Here is a 14,913-nt window from a genome sequence, read left to right as displayed (position 1 = left end):
TAACCGCGCGGCCTGGATTTGTAGCACGGTGGTAAAAAGTGTTGTCATTCTACTGTAACCCTTCAGGGGTGGGTAGCTCCGATGCTGATGGTTAAGATGTTCTTAAGAAGCTTATGATGTAATGGTCTGTCCAAAGGGAGAGCGCATGAGAATTCTGTTGATTGAAGACGACAAACTGATCGGTGATGGCATCAAGGCGGGCTTGACCAAGCTGGGATTTACCCTCGACTGGTTCACTGATGGCATCGTCGGTAAGAACGCCCTGGACAGTGCACCTTATGATGCGGTGATCCTCGATCTCAGCTTGCCGGGATTGGACGGGTTGGATTTGCTGCGCCAGTGGCGTCAGGCCGGACAAGATGTGCCGGTGCTGATCCTGACAGCGCGTGATGCACTGGAACAGCGTGTCAGCGGCTTGCAAAGCGGAGCCGACGATTACCTGTGCAAGCCTTTTGCCCTGACGGAGGTTGCCGCGCGTTTACAGGCGTTGATCCGCCGCCGCCATGGGCAACTGACGCCCCAACTGGTCCATGGCAACCTGGTGTTTGATGCCGCATCGCGCAGCGTGAGCTGCAACGGTGAACCCGTAACGCTGACCCCACGCGAACTGGCGGTGCTGGAACTGTTTCTGCACAACAAGGGGCGCGTGCTGGCACGGCCGCTGATCCAGGAAAAACTGTATAACTGGGATGATGACGTGAGCAGTAACGCGGTTGAGGTCCATATCCATCATCTGCGGCGCAAGCTGGGTAACGACTTTATCCGCACCGTACATGGCGTGGGCTACACGCTGGGGGATGAGCCGTGAAGTCATTGAGTTTGCGGTTGCGGCTGATCCTGATCTTCAGCCTGCTGGCATTGCTGACCTGGTGCTCTGCCAGCGTGGTGGCGTGGATGATGACGCGCCACAATATCAACGAAGTGTTCGACACCCAACAGATGCTGTTTGCCAAACGGCTGGCGACCGCCGATCTGGGGGATTTGCTGGCTAATCAGCAAGCGCGCAGCCTGCCAAAAACCAAGAAGATGCTGAACCATGGCAAACGTGGTGAGCAGGACGATGATGCGTTGGCGTTCGCTATCTTTTCCCACGATGGGCGCATGCTGCTCAACGACGGTGAAAATGGTGAGGATTTCCTGTTTGACGGCGATCGGCAAGGGTTTGTCGATGGTCAACGCAAAGGAGATAGCGACAGCTGGCGCTTGCTATGGCTCACCAGCCCGGATGGCCGTTACCGTATTGTGGTCGGCCAGGAATGGGATTATCGGCAGGATATGGCGTTGGGGTTGGTGATGGGGCAGTTGCTGCCCTGGCTGGTGACGTTGCCGATCCTGATGTTGTTGATTGCCCTGATGGTAGGCCGCGAGCTAAGACCGTTACGTGAGGTGGCCGCCAGCCTGCGTAAACGAGCCCCAGACGACGCTACGCCGCTGAGTGCACACCAGGTACCCAGTGAGGTGCGTCCGCTGGTAGAGGCGCTGAATACGCTGTTTACGCGCATTAATAGCCTGCTGGTGCGTGAGCGGCGGTTTACTTCGGATGCCGCCCATGAGTTGCGTAGCCCATTGGCGGCATTGCGGGTGCAGACCGAGGTGGTGCAACTGGCGGGAGACGATGTACCCATGCGTGAACATGCGGTGAACAACCTGACGGTGGGTATCGATCGAGCCACGCGCCTGGTGGATCAACTGCTCACCTTGTCCCGGCTGGACTCGCTCGCCGATTTGCACGATCTGGCCTTGGTCGACTGGTGCCAACTGGTGCCGATGACCCTGGCGGAGCTGGATCGACAGGCGCATACCTCCGGGATCACGCTGCGTTACCAGCAGCAGGGCGAACCTCCTGCACTATCGGGCCAGCCGCTGCTGTTATCGCTGTTGGTGCGCAATCTGGTGGACAATGCGGTACGTTACACTCCGGCCGGTGGCACGGTAACGGTCACGCTCAGCCAGCGGCAACTGACGGTGGAAGACGACGGCCCTGGCGTCACGGCTGAGCATCTGGAAAGACTGGGGGAGCGATTTTATCGCCCACCGGGGCAAGAACAGACGGGAAGCGGGCTGGGCTTGTCTATTGTGCAGCGGATTGCCAGCCTGCATGGGCTACGTGTTAGCTTTGCCAATCGGCAGGAGGGTGGGTTTATCGCGACGTTAACCTTGTCTGGGGGCGGTATTCAAGCCTTGGGCTGATGCCACAGCGTCATGCCGTTTTTTGGCACTCGTTGCAGGCACTCTGCCAGCGTTTCACCATCTGGGAAGACCAGATCTGGAGCGATATCTGCCAGCGGGTAGAGCATAAATTCACGTTGTTTCAGGCCATAATGGGGCACCGTGAGACGATCGGTGTCGATCACCAGATCGCCGTACAGCATCATATCCAGATCCAGCGTGCGAGGGCCCCAGCGTTCATCTTTGCGCACTCGGCCCTGATTACGTTCTATCGCCTGGGTGTGATCGAGTAGCTGTTCCGGTGGCAACTGGGTATCCAGTGCCACCACCGCGTTGAGATAATCCGGCTGGTTCTGTGGCCCCAGCGGTTTGGTGCGGTACAGCGGCGAACAAGCGATCAGACGGGTGCGTGGAATATGCTCCAACGCCTCCAGCGCGGTATTCACCTGTTGCAAAGGTTGCGCCAGATTGCTGCCCAGCGCGATATAAACGCGGATCATTATGCTCCTTCGTTATTCGGAGTCCTGCGGCGTGGGCGGCGCTGACGAGCCCGACGTGGTGCCGGATCTTCGCCTAGCGTGCTCAACATGTTTTTCTGGCGGGCCGCGGTGGCCACCTGGAACTCATCCCACCATTCGGCAAGACGCAGCATCTCCGGGTTGTTTTCCACTTCGGCACGCAATGCCAGCAAATCATACGCCGCACGGAATTTAGGGTGTTCCATCAGCTTGTGCGCACGCTTGCCCTGGCGACGGGACAGGCGTAACTGCAGTTGCCAGATGTCACGTACCAGTGTAGTGATTCGTTTGGGGATTGCCAGTGAACGGCACTCTTCGTCCAGCACATCGTTCATGGCCAGGGCAAAGGCGTCGTAATAGGCCAGGCCGCTTTCCTGCGCCAGTTTCTGTGCGTGCTCCAGCAGTGGGTACCACAGCATGGCGGCAAACAGGAACGCCGGGTTGACGCGCTTGTCGTTTTGCAGGCGGTGATCGGTATTTTTCAATACCTGCTCCAGAATGCGCTCCATCGGCGTGTCGTGATTTGGCGTGAAGTTGCGCGCAATCAACGGGAACAGAGGCTGGAACAATTGATATTCACACAGCTTCAGGTAGGTCTGGTAGCCGTAACCCGTTTGCAGCAGCTTCAGCGCCTCTTCAAACAGGCGAGCCGGTGGGATTTCGTGCAGCAGGGAGGCCAGGCGTGGAATAGGCTCGGCGGTTTCTTCGCTGATGGTCATATTCAGCTTGGCGGCAAAGCGCACCGCGCGCAGCATCCGCACCGGATCTTCGCGGTAGCGGGTTTCCGGATCGCCGATCAGGCGGATCACGCCCTGTTGCAGATCGCGCAGGCCCCCAACGTAATCACGCAGGGCAAAGTCGGCTACGCCGTAATACAGGCTGTTGATGGTGAAATCGCGGCGCTGGGCATCATCTTCGATGGTGCCGAAGATGTTATCGCGTAGCAGCATGCCGTTCTGGGCCTGCTGGGAAGAGTTCTTGTCAGATTCCTGACTCTGCTCGTGGTGGCCACGGAAGGTGGCGACTTCGATGATTTCCGGCCCGAACATCACGTGCGCCAGCCTGAAACGGCGGCCTACCAGGCGGCAGTTGCGGAACAGTTTACGCACCTGCTCTGGGGTGGCGTTGGTAGTAATGTCGAAATCTTTCGGCTTTCTGCCGAGCAACAGATCGCGTACACCGCCGCCGACCAGATAGGCTTCGTAGCCGGATTTATTCAGGCGATACAGCACTTTCAGCGCGTTTTCGCTGATATCTTTGCGCGAGATCGCATGTTGATCGCGGGGGATAACGGTCATTGAGCGCGTTCCCTCTGCGGCTACAAATGGCGGGCGTTTACGCGGCGCAGGACGGCGGGCAGGTGTCTCTCTGCCGCTCTCGGTAGAGCGCGGTGGCGTTGTGGCTAACGATTCTGCAGGCGCGCTTTCTTCGCGGACTTGGTTTTTATCGCTGGCCGGCGCATCTTCGCGGGTCAACTTGTCATCGCGGATTAGTACCTTACGGCAGAAATTGGCTACTCGGGTAAAAATGGTACACCTCGATAGTGACGGATAAAAATGGCGCTAACAAAAAAATAGCGGCTAATCATAGCTTACCCCAGCTGTTTTGAGAATGCCGTTGTGTTTTCACACGGCGGGATCGCTGGCTGACGCGGCACATTTGCCAACTGCCAATGCTCAACCGCCCAGCTCAATAATAATGGCAGATCAAGATCTTGCCAGTTTTCCGGCAGCGGTTGACGCAGAAATTTCAGGGCAGCAACCAGGACCGGCCGCGGATCGCCAGTGGGCAGGGCGGGGGCATGATTTTGCTTCGACAGTTTAATGCCGTTGTTCCCCAGTGCCAGCGGCAAATGTACATAGGCGGGAACCGGTGCCTGTAATTGCTGATACAGCGCAATCTGGCGCACCGTGGGTTCGATCAGATCGGCACCGCGGACGATTTCGGTCACGCCTTGAAAATGATCGTCGATCACCACCGCCAGATTGTAGGCAAACAGGCCATCGCGGCGGCGGATGATGAAATCTTCCTGTGCCAGCGCCGGATCGGCCCGTAGCTCGCCCTGCAACCGATCGTGGAAGGCATATACCGGGTTTGATTGACGTAAGCGGATTGCGGCACCCTGCGGGCCAAGCCGTAACTGGCGGCAATGGCCATCGTACAAACCGCCAATCTGCTGGATGCGGCTGCGGGTACAGGTGCAGTAATAGCTGAGATCCTGGCGTTGCAGCCAATCAAGAGTTGCGCGGTAAGCTTCAGAGCGTTGGGATTGATAGATGACCTGGCCGTCCCAGTGGAGACCATAGTGTTCAAGTGCGGATAAGATACGCCCGGCAGCTCCGGCGACTTCGCGCGGAGGGTCGATATCTTCAATACGTACCAGCCATTGCCCGCGTTGAGCACGAGCCTGGAGGTAGCTTCCCAGAGCGGCAATCAGCGAACCGAAATGCAGATCCCCGGAAGGCGATGGGGCAAAGCGCCCCACATAGTGACTTGCTAGCATATCTGAAGGGATTGCTTCCCTTAACTCTGTGCGGCGCGCGCTATTGGCACGCGCCGCAGGAGGTAACAACTGCTTAGCCGGCCATCTGCTTTTCGCGGATTTCGGCCAACGTCTTGCAGTCGATGCACAAATCGGCAGTCGGACGCGCTTCAAGGCGACGAATGCCAATCTCCACGCCGCAAGACTCGCAGAAGCCGAAATCATCGTCTTCTACTTTCTTCAGCGTTTTCTCGATCTTTTTGATCAGTTTGCGCTCGCGGTCACGGTTACGCAGTTCAAGGCTGAACTCTTCTTCCTGAGTGGCACGGTCTGCCGGATCGGGGAAGTTGGCTGCCTCTTCTTGCATATGCGACACGGTACGGTCGACTTCGTCCCTGAGTTGGTTGCGCCATGCTTCAAGGATGCGCCTGAAATGCGTCAACTGGGCGTCGTTCATGTACTCTTCGCCCGGTTTCTCTTGATACGGCTCCACCCCAGCGATGGCGAGAATGCTCAAGGACGAGGTTTTACGGGTTTGCCCTTCTTGCATATTGCTTCTCCTACATACACACGCACTATACCCTTTAATGCTAGTAGGGTATGTCGAATCCCCAATACGGGGGAAAAACAGGCCGCTATAAATAACAGAAGGGAAGAGGGATGGCAATTATTCCTGTCGCCTGCTTGACAATGGTGTGAAGGAAGGCGTATTTGGCGAAGCAATATCCGGTTGTCGATTTATTTGTGCCCGGCACCGCTAGCCAATAAAAAACGGTAACTTAGCGCTTAGCGAGATACCGTCAGGTGATAATTTTGCCCCGTAACAAACAACTTCCACTCCCAACTGCTGAACCTGCGCTAGTAGCACCGCATAATGCTCATCTATATGATTTGCTGGGGTGACCCGATCGATGCCGCTGTGTAACACGGCAAAGAACAGCACCGCCCGCTGCCCTTGTTCAACCACGTTTTGCAACTCACGCAGATGCTTCTGCCCTCTCAGCGTTACGGCATCGGGGAAGTAGCCCTGTTGATGTTGCAATAGTGTGACTGACTTCACTTCAATATAGCAGTCAACTCGATTTTCTGCCTGTAATAACAAATCGATACGGCTGTTTTCGCCGCCATATTTCACTTCGCCGGTGATTTTACTGTAACCGGATAATTCACTGATTATATTCTGTTCAATGGCTTCACGAACCAGAGTGTTGGCCCGCAGGGTGTTGACGCAGATCCAGTCGCCAGCCTGGGTATGCGTCAGCTCCCAACTGTGGGCATATTTGCGTTTGGCATTGTCCGAAGTGGAGTACCAAACGGTGTCTCCTGGCGTAGCACAACCGGTCATGGCGCCGGTGTTGGCACAGTGCAGGGTAAAGGTTTCACCTTCGGGGGTGATCACATCGGCCAGAAAACGTTTGTAGCGCTTGATGAGCGTGGCCGGTTTTAGCGGTGGGTCAAAGATCATGATTTATCCTGTGGGCCGAGTGGCCACTGCGCTAATTCGTGATAGCGGGTGCGGCCTTGTTCAAACGACGATTGGTAGAGTGAGAAATGGCTGGCGTTGAACAGCCAACCCGGCGTGCCAGGAGGAATAGCGACCGGCTGGGTCGCGGCGCGTAATAACGTGATATGGGGATGAAACGGCATCGGGCTTTGATAACAGCCGCTGCGAGCCGCTTGCGAACGCAGCAATTCCGCCAACTGTAACAGCGCGCGTGGGGGGCGTTTGCTGCCCAACCATACCACTCCGGGGCGCGGCCAGTGGCCAAGATCGTCCAGATTGAGGCTAAAACCCGCCTGTGTGATACGCCCGGCCTGCGTTTTTAGTGCCTGTTCTTTCTGTGCGCTAACTTCGCCGAGAAAGGCCAGCGTCAGATGCAGATTGGCGGCGGCCACCGGGCGGCCATCTTCGGGTTTGAATGCCTCGGCCCGCCAGCGGATCACCTGCTGCTGCAAGGTATCGGGTAGCGACAACGCAAAGAACAGGCGGCGCGAACTGGACATAGTACCCCGGTAAATGAATGAAACACGGGGCGTAATGCTACAATGTGCGCCGTCCATTAACTACCCCATGGAGAGTTTTGTGTCCTCACTGCCCGTCAGCGCGGTTCTTGATGAGCTGCTTGCCGCACTGCAATCTGCCCCGCAGGTGTTGTTGCATGCCCCCACTGGTGCCGGGAAATCCACCTGGCTGCCGTTGCAGATCCTGGCAAACGCCGGGCTGCCGGGGCGTATCATCATGCTGGAGCCACGGCGGCTGGCGGCAAAAAACGTCGCGTATCGCTTGGCGCAACAGTTGGGTGAAGAACCAGGCCAGACCGTGGGCTATCGCATGCGAGCCGAGAGCAAAAGCGGGCCACAGACGCGGCTGGAGGTGGTGACCGAGGGCATTCTCACCCGCATGTTGCAGCAGGACGCCGAACTGCAGGGCGTCTCGCTGATTATTCTTGATGAATTCCACGAGCGTAGTTTACAGGCCGATCTGGCCTTGGCCCTGCTGCTGGATGTGCAACAGGGCCTGCGTGACGATCTGAAACTGCTGATCATGTCGGCGACGCTGGATAATGCGCGGCTGTCGCAACTGCTGCCGCAAGCGCCGGTGGTGGTGTCGGAAGGGCGCAGCTACCCGGTTGAACGGCAGTACCAGCCATTACCTAGTCACCAACGGCTGGAGGATGGCGTTGCCTCGGCGGTGAAGCGCCTGTTGGCTGAGCAATCAGGTTCGCTGTTGTTATTCTTGCCCGGCGTGGCGGAGATTAACCGCGTGCAGGAACGGCTCATTGGCGAAGTGCCAGCGGATACCGATCTCTGCCCGCTGTATGGCGCATTGCCGTTGGCACAGCAGCAAAAGGCGATCCAACCGGCGCAGCACGGGCGGCGCAAAGTGGTGTTGGCGACTAATATTGCGGAAACCAGCTTGACCATTGAAGGCATCCGCCTGGTCGTCGACAGCGGGCTGGAGCGCGTAGCGCGTTATGACGTCCGTAATGGCCTGACGCGATTGGTTACCCAGCGCATCAGCCAGGCTTCGATGATCCAACGCGCCGGGCGTGCTGGGCGTTTGGAACCTGGAATTTGCTGGCATCTGTTTGCAAAAGAGCAGGCGGAGCGCGCTGCAGAACATGCTGAACCGGAGATCCTGCAAAGCGATCTGGCCAGCTTCTGGCTGGAGCTGTTGCAATGGGGCTGTGTGGATGTGGATCAACTTACCTGGCTCGATCGGCCACCGTTGGCCGCATTAGCCGCCGCTCGCCGTTTATTGCATACCCTGGCAGCTATCGATGACGGCGAGAAGCTCACAACCATTGGTCGCCAAATGGCCGGGTTGGGGTGTGAACCCAGACTGGCGGCTATGCTGTGTGCTGGTGCCAATATGGGAGCCGATGGATTAGCCACGGCGGCGATGTTGGCCGCTTTGCTGGAGGAACCGCCACGCAGCGGGCAGATGGATATCGGTTATTGGCTAAGCCGTCCACAGCCGCATTGGCAACGCCGGGCGGCGCAACTGAGTAAGCGCTTACCGCAGAAAAGTGGGCAGATTGATGCCGATCTGGCCGCTCCTCTGTTAGCGCAGGCTTTTGCCGATCGTATCGCCCAACGGCGTGGGCAGGATGGACGCTATCTGTTGGCCAATGGTTTGGGCGCAGCGATGGCTCAGGATGAAGCGCTCTCCAGGGCTCCCTGGTTGATTATTCCCAGCCTGTTGCAAGGCCATAACAGCCCGGATGCCCGTATCCTGCTGGCGTTACCGATTGAAATTGATGCGTTGGTCGCTCGGTTGCCCGAGATTGTCAGCAGCCAGACCGCCGTCGAGTGGGATGAAGAAAAGGGCACCCTGCGGGCCTGGAAGCGCCAACAGATTGGCCGCTTAACGCTGCGGGCTCAGCCGCTGGCCAAACCGGCGGAAGAGGAACTGCAACAGGCACTGATAAATTGGGTCCGCGCCCAGGGATTGGCGGTACTTAATTGGGACACCGCTGCCGAACAATTGCGCCTGCGTTTACACTGTGCCCAACGTTGGTTGCCAGAGGCCGACTGGCCGCCAGTTGATGACGATACGTTGCTCGACACCCTGGACAGCTGGTTGCTACCGTCATTGAGCGGCGTACGCGATCTGCGTGGATTAAAGCAGGTCAATATCGCTGAGGCCTTGGCCCGCCGGTTAAACTGGCAGCAAAAGCAACGGCTGGATAATGCCCTGCCAACTCATTATGCTGTGCCGACCGGTAGCCGCTTGCCGATCCGCTACGATGCCGATAAACCGCCGGTATTGGCAGTGCGTTTACAGGAGATGTTTGGTGAACAGCGTAGCCCAACGTTGGCTGAGGGTCGCATCCCGGTGGTGCTTGAGTTACTCTCTCCGGCGCACCGGCCATTGCAGATCACCGGCGATCTGGCCGCTTTCTGGCAAGGGGCGTACCGCGAGGTGCAAAAGGAGATGAAGGGGCGCTATCCCAAGCACGTATGGCCAGACGATCCGGCCAATACCGCCCCCACCAGGCGCACCAAGAAATACCAGTAACGAATTCAGATGTTTCTTCTGTTCAGCCCGACAGCATAGGCACAGATTAAGCGACAAAATAACGGACCCGTCGTCTTTCAAGCTGCAGCGTTGTTACCTGCACTATCTCACCCCAGTCACTTACCCAAAAGTAAGCTCCTGGGGATGAGATAGTTTGTCGCCTAGCCGCAGCTTGAAATCCATAGGGTATAAATTGCAGCAAGCGTGGAGAAGAACCGCAATGGCTGGTGATGACCGCGAGCCCATCGGGCGCAAAGGCAAACAACCAAAACGTAATCAGCCGCGTAAAGCGGCGCGTCGTCACCGTGACGACGATTATGAAGAAGACGAGTATCAGGATGAGTATGACGATGATGAGTACGATGACGACGAAGAGGAACAACGCATGCCGCCCAAGGTAAAAGCGAAGTCGCCGCGTAAAAAGCGCCGTTGGCTCGGCTTGCTGATAAAACTGTTCCTGGTGATTGCGGTGCTGCTGGCGATCTACGGGGTTTATCTGGATTCCCAGATCCGTAGCCGCATCGATGGCAAAGTCTGGCAGTTACCGGCGGCGGTGTATGGCCGCATGGTTAACCTTGAGCCGGGCATGCCGTATAGCAAAAAGGAAATGGTCGCCCTGCTGGAGGGGATGCAATATCGCCAGGTCAGCCGTATGACCCGGCCAGGGGAGTTTACCGTGCAGGCCAACAGCATCGAGATGCTGCGCCGCCCGTTTGATTTCCCGGATGGCAAAGAAGGCCAGATCCACGCCCGCCTCGATTTCCAAAACAATAGTCTGGCGAAAATCGTCAACATGGAAAATCAGCGTAACTTTGGCTTCTTCCGCCTCGATCCGCGCCTGATCACCATGCTGCAATCGCCGAATGGCGAGCAACGCCTGTTTGTGCCGCGCTCTGGTTTCCCAGATCTGCTGGTCGACACGCTAATCGCTACCGAAGATCGTCATTTTTACGAGCATGATGGTATCAGCTTCTACTCCATTGGCCGTGCCGTGGTGGCCAACCTGACCGCCGGGCGTGCGGTGCAGGGCGGCAGTACCTTGACTCAGCAACTGGTAAAAAACCTGTTCCTGACCAACGAGCGTTCGTTGTGGCGTAAGCTTAACGAAGCCTACATGGCCTTGCTGGTGGATTACCGTTATAGCAAAGACCGTATTCTGGAGCTGTATCTGAACGAGGTGTATCTCGGCCAGAGCGGCAGCGATCAGATCCGTGGCTTCCCGTTGGCCAGCCTGTACTACTTTGGTCGCCCGGTCGATGAACTGAGTCTGGATCAACAGGCGCTGCTGGTGGGCATGGTGAAAGGGGCCTCGCTGTATAACCCTTGGCGTAACCCAAAGTTGGCGCTGGAGCGCCGTAACCTGGTGCTCAAGCTGTTACAGAACCAGGGCGTGATCGACGCTGAGCTGTATAACATGCTCAGCGCTCGTCCGCTGGGCGTACAGCCGAAAGGTGGGGTGATCTCACCGCAGCCTGCGTTTATGCAGCTGGTGCGCCAGGAGTTGCAGGCCAAGCTGGGTGACAAGGTTAACGATCTTTCCGGCGTGAAGATCTTCACTACGCTGGATCCGGTTTCACAGGATGCGGCCGAGAAGGCGGTGGAAGACGGTATTCCGGCGCTGCGTGCGGCGCGTCATCTGAACGATCTGGAAGCGGCGATGGTGATTGTCGATCGCTTTACCGGAGAGGTTCGTGCCATGGTGGGCGGTGCCGATCCTCAGTTTGCCGGCTTCAACCGTGCGCTGCAGGCGCGCCGTCTGGTAGGGTCACTGGCCAAGCCGCCAACCTATCTGACCGCGCTGTCGGAACCGGATAAGTATCGGCTCAATACCTGGCTGGCGGATCAGCCGTTGTCGATCAAACTGCCGAACGGCAGCTCGTGGCAGCCGAATAACTACGATCGTCAGTTCCGTGGTCGGGTGATGCTGGTGGATGCGTTGGCCAACTCGCTCAACGTGCCAACGGTCAATCTGGGCATGTCGGTGGGGCTGGATCAGATTAGCGCGACCCTGCAAAAGTTGGGTATTCCTAAATCGGCGATCACTCCGGTGCCTTCCATGTTGCTGGGGGCCATCGGCCTGACGCCGATGGAAGTGGCACAGGAATACCAGACCATCGCCAGCGGAGGTAATCGTGCGCCGCTGTCTGCCGTGCGTTCGGTGATTGCGGAAGACGGCACAGTGTTGTATCAGAGCTTCCCGCAGGCGGAACGTATGGTGCCAGCACAGGCGGCATACCTGACTCTGTATGCGATGCAGCAGGGTGTGGCGCGCGGGACTTCCCGTTCGCTGTCGGTCAAGTTCCCCAATTACAACTTGGCGGCTAAAACCGGTACCACCAACGATCTCCGTGATAGCTGGTTTGCCGGTATCGACGGCAAGGAAGTGGCGATTGCCTGGGTAGGGCGTGACAATAACGGCCCGGCCAAACTGACGGGTGCAAATGGTGCTTTGACGCTGTATCGCCGCTATCTGGAAAACCAGACGCCGCTGGTGCTGAAGCTGCAACAACCGGAAGGCATTAGCCAGATGGGTATTGATTCTGCCGGTAACTTTATCTGTGGTGGCGGCAGTTGGCGCACCATCCCGGTTTGGACTGAAAACCCACAGGGGCTATGTCAGGCAAGCCAGGCCGAGCAGCAACAAACTCAACAGCAGCAAGCCGGCGAACAGAAAGATGCCGACGGCGTTGCTGGCTGGATAAAAGATATGTTTGGCAAATAAACCCCAGCCGTTATGTTAAGCATATTTATTATTTGATTTTACCGTGTTATCAAGCCCGTAGCGTTCTGTTACGGGCTTTCTTCTGTTTGGCGTTGATTTTATTTCCACTCGGTTAATGCAGTTACCGCACCAATCCCATAGCCTTTTTACGGCCGAAATACGCTTGCAGTTCCATTAGCCTTCTGCATAAAATGCCGCGCTTATAATAATTATTATCGTTCACATTCGTTATCAAACCACATCAGAGAAACCAGACATGCCGACCAAGCGTCATTCCTCATCACCGGCCAAATCAGGCTTGTTCCCCGTAAGCGTTTTGGCTGCCACAATCGCGGCTTCGCTAACCTTGCCTGCGGTTGCAGCTCAGACGACGGCTGCCGCGGATGCGGATACTATTACGGTGGTAGGGGGCGGCAGCGGTGGTGCTTCACAGGAAAGCGCTTGGGGCCCAGTTGGCACCATCGTGGCGAAACGCAGCGCGACCGGCACCAAAACGGATACGCCGCTGGTGAAGACCCCTCAATCGGTGTCTGTGGTCACGCGTGAACAAATGGACGTTATGCAGCCTTCCTCGGTGAAAGAAGCGTTAGGCTTCACCCCTGGTGTAATGGTGGGCAGCCGTGGTAGTTCGAACGTCTATGATGCGGTTTATATTCGTGGTTTTGGCTCGGTCAACCAGAATATCTATCTGGACGGTTTGAAGCTGCAAGGCGACTATTTTAACGAAGCGGTAATCGATCCTTATTTCCTGGAGCGGGCCGAAGTGCTGCGCGGGCCTTCTTCCGTGCTTTACGGTAAAAGCAGCCCTGGTGGGATTATTTCGCTGATCAGCAAGCGCCCAACCACGGAACCGCTGAAAGAAATCCAATTTAAAATGGGGACAGATAACCTGTTCCAGACTGGCTTTGATTTCAGCAATGCGTTGGATGATGACGGCAAGTATTCCTTCCGCCTGACCGGGTTGGCCAAAGACGCAGACGCTCAGCAGGAGATGGCCAAGGAAAAACGCTATACCATTGCGCCTTCATTCAGTTGGCAGCCTGATGAGCATACCAACCTGACGCTGTATTCTTACCTGCAAAACGATCCTAACCTTGGCTACTACGGCTGGTTGCCGATGCAGGGAACGGTGGTCAACGCGCCTTATGGCAAACTGCCAACCAGCTTCAACGAAGGTGAAAAGAGTAACTTCTATTCGCGCCAGACGCGGATGTTTGGTTACAGTTTCTCTCATGATTTCGATGATACCTGGACCGTACGCCAGAACCTGCGCTATATGCAGCTGCACACCAACCAGAACAACATCTATGGCACCGGCGTAAACGCCGACAATACCACTCTGAACCGTAACTATATCGCTTCGGATGAGCGCCTGAATAACTTCAGCGTCGATACTCAGGGCCAGGCCAAGTTTGCCACTGGCCGCGTGGATCATACGCTGCTGGCTGGCGTAGACTTTATGCGCATGAGCAATGATATTCAGGGCGGTTGGGGAGTGGCCAGTCCACTGGATCTAGCCAACCCGCAGTTTGGGAATTATACCAAGGGTGCGTTAAATCCAACCAGTAAGGTCAATGGCCAACGGCAGACGGGTATTTACCTGCAGGAACAGGCCGAGTGGAACCAATGGATCCTGACGGCCGGTACGCGTTACGACTGGGCTAAGAGCACCGTCGAAGATCGCACCGAAACGGCAACGGTTCCTTATAGCGAGCAGAAAGACCACCAGTCAACCAATCGTATTGGCCTGAACTATCTGTTCGACAACGGCATCTCGCCGTATGTCAGCTACGCACAATCCTTCGAGCCGAACGTGGGCGCAGGTTATGACGGCAAAGCCTTCGTGCCTTCCAAAGGCGAACAGTATGAAGCCGGCGTGAAGTACATGCCAAAAGATCGCCCCGTCTCTGCCACCGTTGCCATCTACCAATTGACCAAGTCAAATAACCTGGTCACGGATGTTGAGCATGCCGATAAAGGTTGGTTCCAACAGCAAACCGGGGAGATCCGCTCTCGCGGTGTAGAGTTGGAAGGTAAAGCGGCGTTGACGGCGAACGTCAACCTGCTGGCGTCCTATACCTATACTGATGCTGAATACACCGAAGACACCACCAACCAGGGCAATACGCCAGCGATCATTCCTAAGCATATGGCCTCGCTGTGGGGGGATTACACCTTCCACGAAACCGCATTGAGTGGCCTGACGCTGGGCGCGGGTGTGCGTTATACGGGCTCAACCTATGGTGACGAAGCCAACACCTTCAAAGTGCCGGACTACACCGTGTGGAATACCGTGATCAAATATGATTTGGCGCGCTTCAACCTGCCTGGTTCTTCCGTTGCGCTTAACGTTAACAACCTGTTTGATAAAGAGTATGTCTCTAGCTGTTTCGCCACCTATGGCTGTTTCTGGGGGGCAGAACGTCAAGTGGTCGCCACGGCAACCTTCAGTTTCTAATCGGCTAACGGGAGCGGCCTTTGGTCGCTCCCTGCCAAGCAG

Annotated in this window: 11 protein-coding genes; 5 read left to right on the top strand and 6 right to left on the bottom strand. The window is 56.6% G+C overall.

All coding sequences use genetic code 11. The annotated features are described in order from the left end of the window. Positions 1-145 precede the first annotated feature (145 nt). Entirely contained in the window at positions 146-808 is a 663-nt protein-coding gene (qseB, locus tag KGP17_RS22055) for a quorum sensing response regulator transcription factor QseB (RefSeq protein WP_223498328.1), read from the top strand. Then, positions 805-2,190, top strand: coding sequence for a quorum sensing histidine kinase QseC (qseC, locus tag KGP17_RS22050; protein ID WP_223498327.1), 1,386 nt, complete (start codon positions 805-807; stop codon positions 2,188-2,190). Before qseB ends, qseC begins: the two co-directional genes overlap by 4 nt. Here qseC and folK read toward each other — a convergent pair. From folK to thpR, 6 genes are all read right to left on the bottom strand, one after another. Next, positions 2,175-2,669 (bottom strand): 2-amino-4-hydroxy-6-hydroxymethyldihydropteridine diphosphokinase, encoded by a 495-nt coding sequence (gene folK / locus KGP17_RS22045; protein WP_024528318.1) that lies wholly within the window; start codon positions 2,667-2,669, stop codon positions 2,175-2,177. The genes qseC and folK overlap by 16 nt on opposite strands. Continuing rightward, the gene (pcnB, locus tag KGP17_RS22040) at positions 2,669-3,985 is read right to left on the bottom strand and encodes a polynucleotide adenylyltransferase PcnB (protein ID WP_245398317.1); all 1,317 of its coding nucleotides are present in this window, start codon (positions 3,983-3,985) and stop codon (positions 2,669-2,671) included. The genes folK and pcnB overlap by 1 nt, the downstream gene beginning before the upstream one ends. A gap of 293 nt (positions 3,986-4,278) precedes the next feature. After that, a complete protein-coding gene (gene gluQRS / locus KGP17_RS22035; protein WP_094981455.1) occupies positions 4,279-5,190 on the bottom strand; it encodes a tRNA glutamyl-Q(34) synthetase GluQRS in 912 nt (303 codons plus the stop codon). A gap of 73 nt (positions 5,191-5,263) precedes the next feature. Continuing rightward, positions 5,264-5,719, bottom strand: coding sequence for an RNA polymerase-binding protein DksA (gene dksA, locus KGP17_RS22030; protein ID WP_021179742.1), 456 nt, complete (start codon positions 5,717-5,719; stop codon positions 5,264-5,266). A 207-nt stretch (positions 5,720-5,926) separates the two neighbouring features. Next, complete coding sequence (sfsA, locus tag KGP17_RS22025; RefSeq protein ID WP_021806247.1) at positions 5,927-6,634, bottom strand: DNA/RNA nuclease SfsA; 708 nt, start codon at positions 6,632-6,634, stop codon at positions 5,927-5,929. Further along, complete coding sequence (gene thpR, locus KGP17_RS22020) at positions 6,631-7,173, bottom strand: RNA 2',3'-cyclic phosphodiesterase (RefSeq protein WP_223498325.1); 543 nt, start codon at positions 7,171-7,173, stop codon at positions 6,631-6,633. Before thpR ends, sfsA begins: the two co-directional genes overlap by 4 nt. Positions 7,174-7,240: 67 nt before the next feature. Here thpR and hrpB point away from each other — a divergent pair, with 67 nt between their 5' ends. The 3 genes from hrpB to fhuA all read left to right on the top strand — a co-directional run bounded on the left by hrpB (position 7,241) and on the right by fhuA (position 14,871). Then, a complete protein-coding gene (gene hrpB, locus KGP17_RS22015; RefSeq protein ID WP_223499708.1) occupies positions 7,241-9,691 on the top strand; it encodes an ATP-dependent helicase HrpB in 2,451 nt (816 codons plus the stop codon). 220 nt (positions 9,692-9,911) lie between these two features. Next, the gene (gene mrcB, locus KGP17_RS22010) at positions 9,912-12,413 is read left to right on the top strand and encodes a bifunctional glycosyl transferase/transpeptidase (RefSeq protein WP_223498324.1); all 2,502 of its coding nucleotides are present in this window, start codon (positions 9,912-9,914) and stop codon (positions 12,411-12,413) included. A 256-nt stretch (positions 12,414-12,669) separates the two neighbouring features. After that, the gene (fhuA, locus tag KGP17_RS22005; protein ID WP_223498323.1) at positions 12,670-14,871 is read left to right on the top strand and encodes a ferrichrome porin FhuA; all 2,202 of its coding nucleotides are present in this window, start codon (positions 12,670-12,672) and stop codon (positions 14,869-14,871) included. Positions 14,872-14,913 lie beyond the last annotated feature (42 nt).

The sequence above is a fragment of the Serratia sp. JSRIV001 genome (assembly GCF_019968745.1).
Taxonomy (GTDB): domain Bacteria; phylum Pseudomonadota; class Gammaproteobacteria; order Enterobacterales; family Enterobacteriaceae; genus Chania; species Chania fonticola_B.
This window is presented reverse-complemented; position numbering and strand designations above follow the sequence as displayed.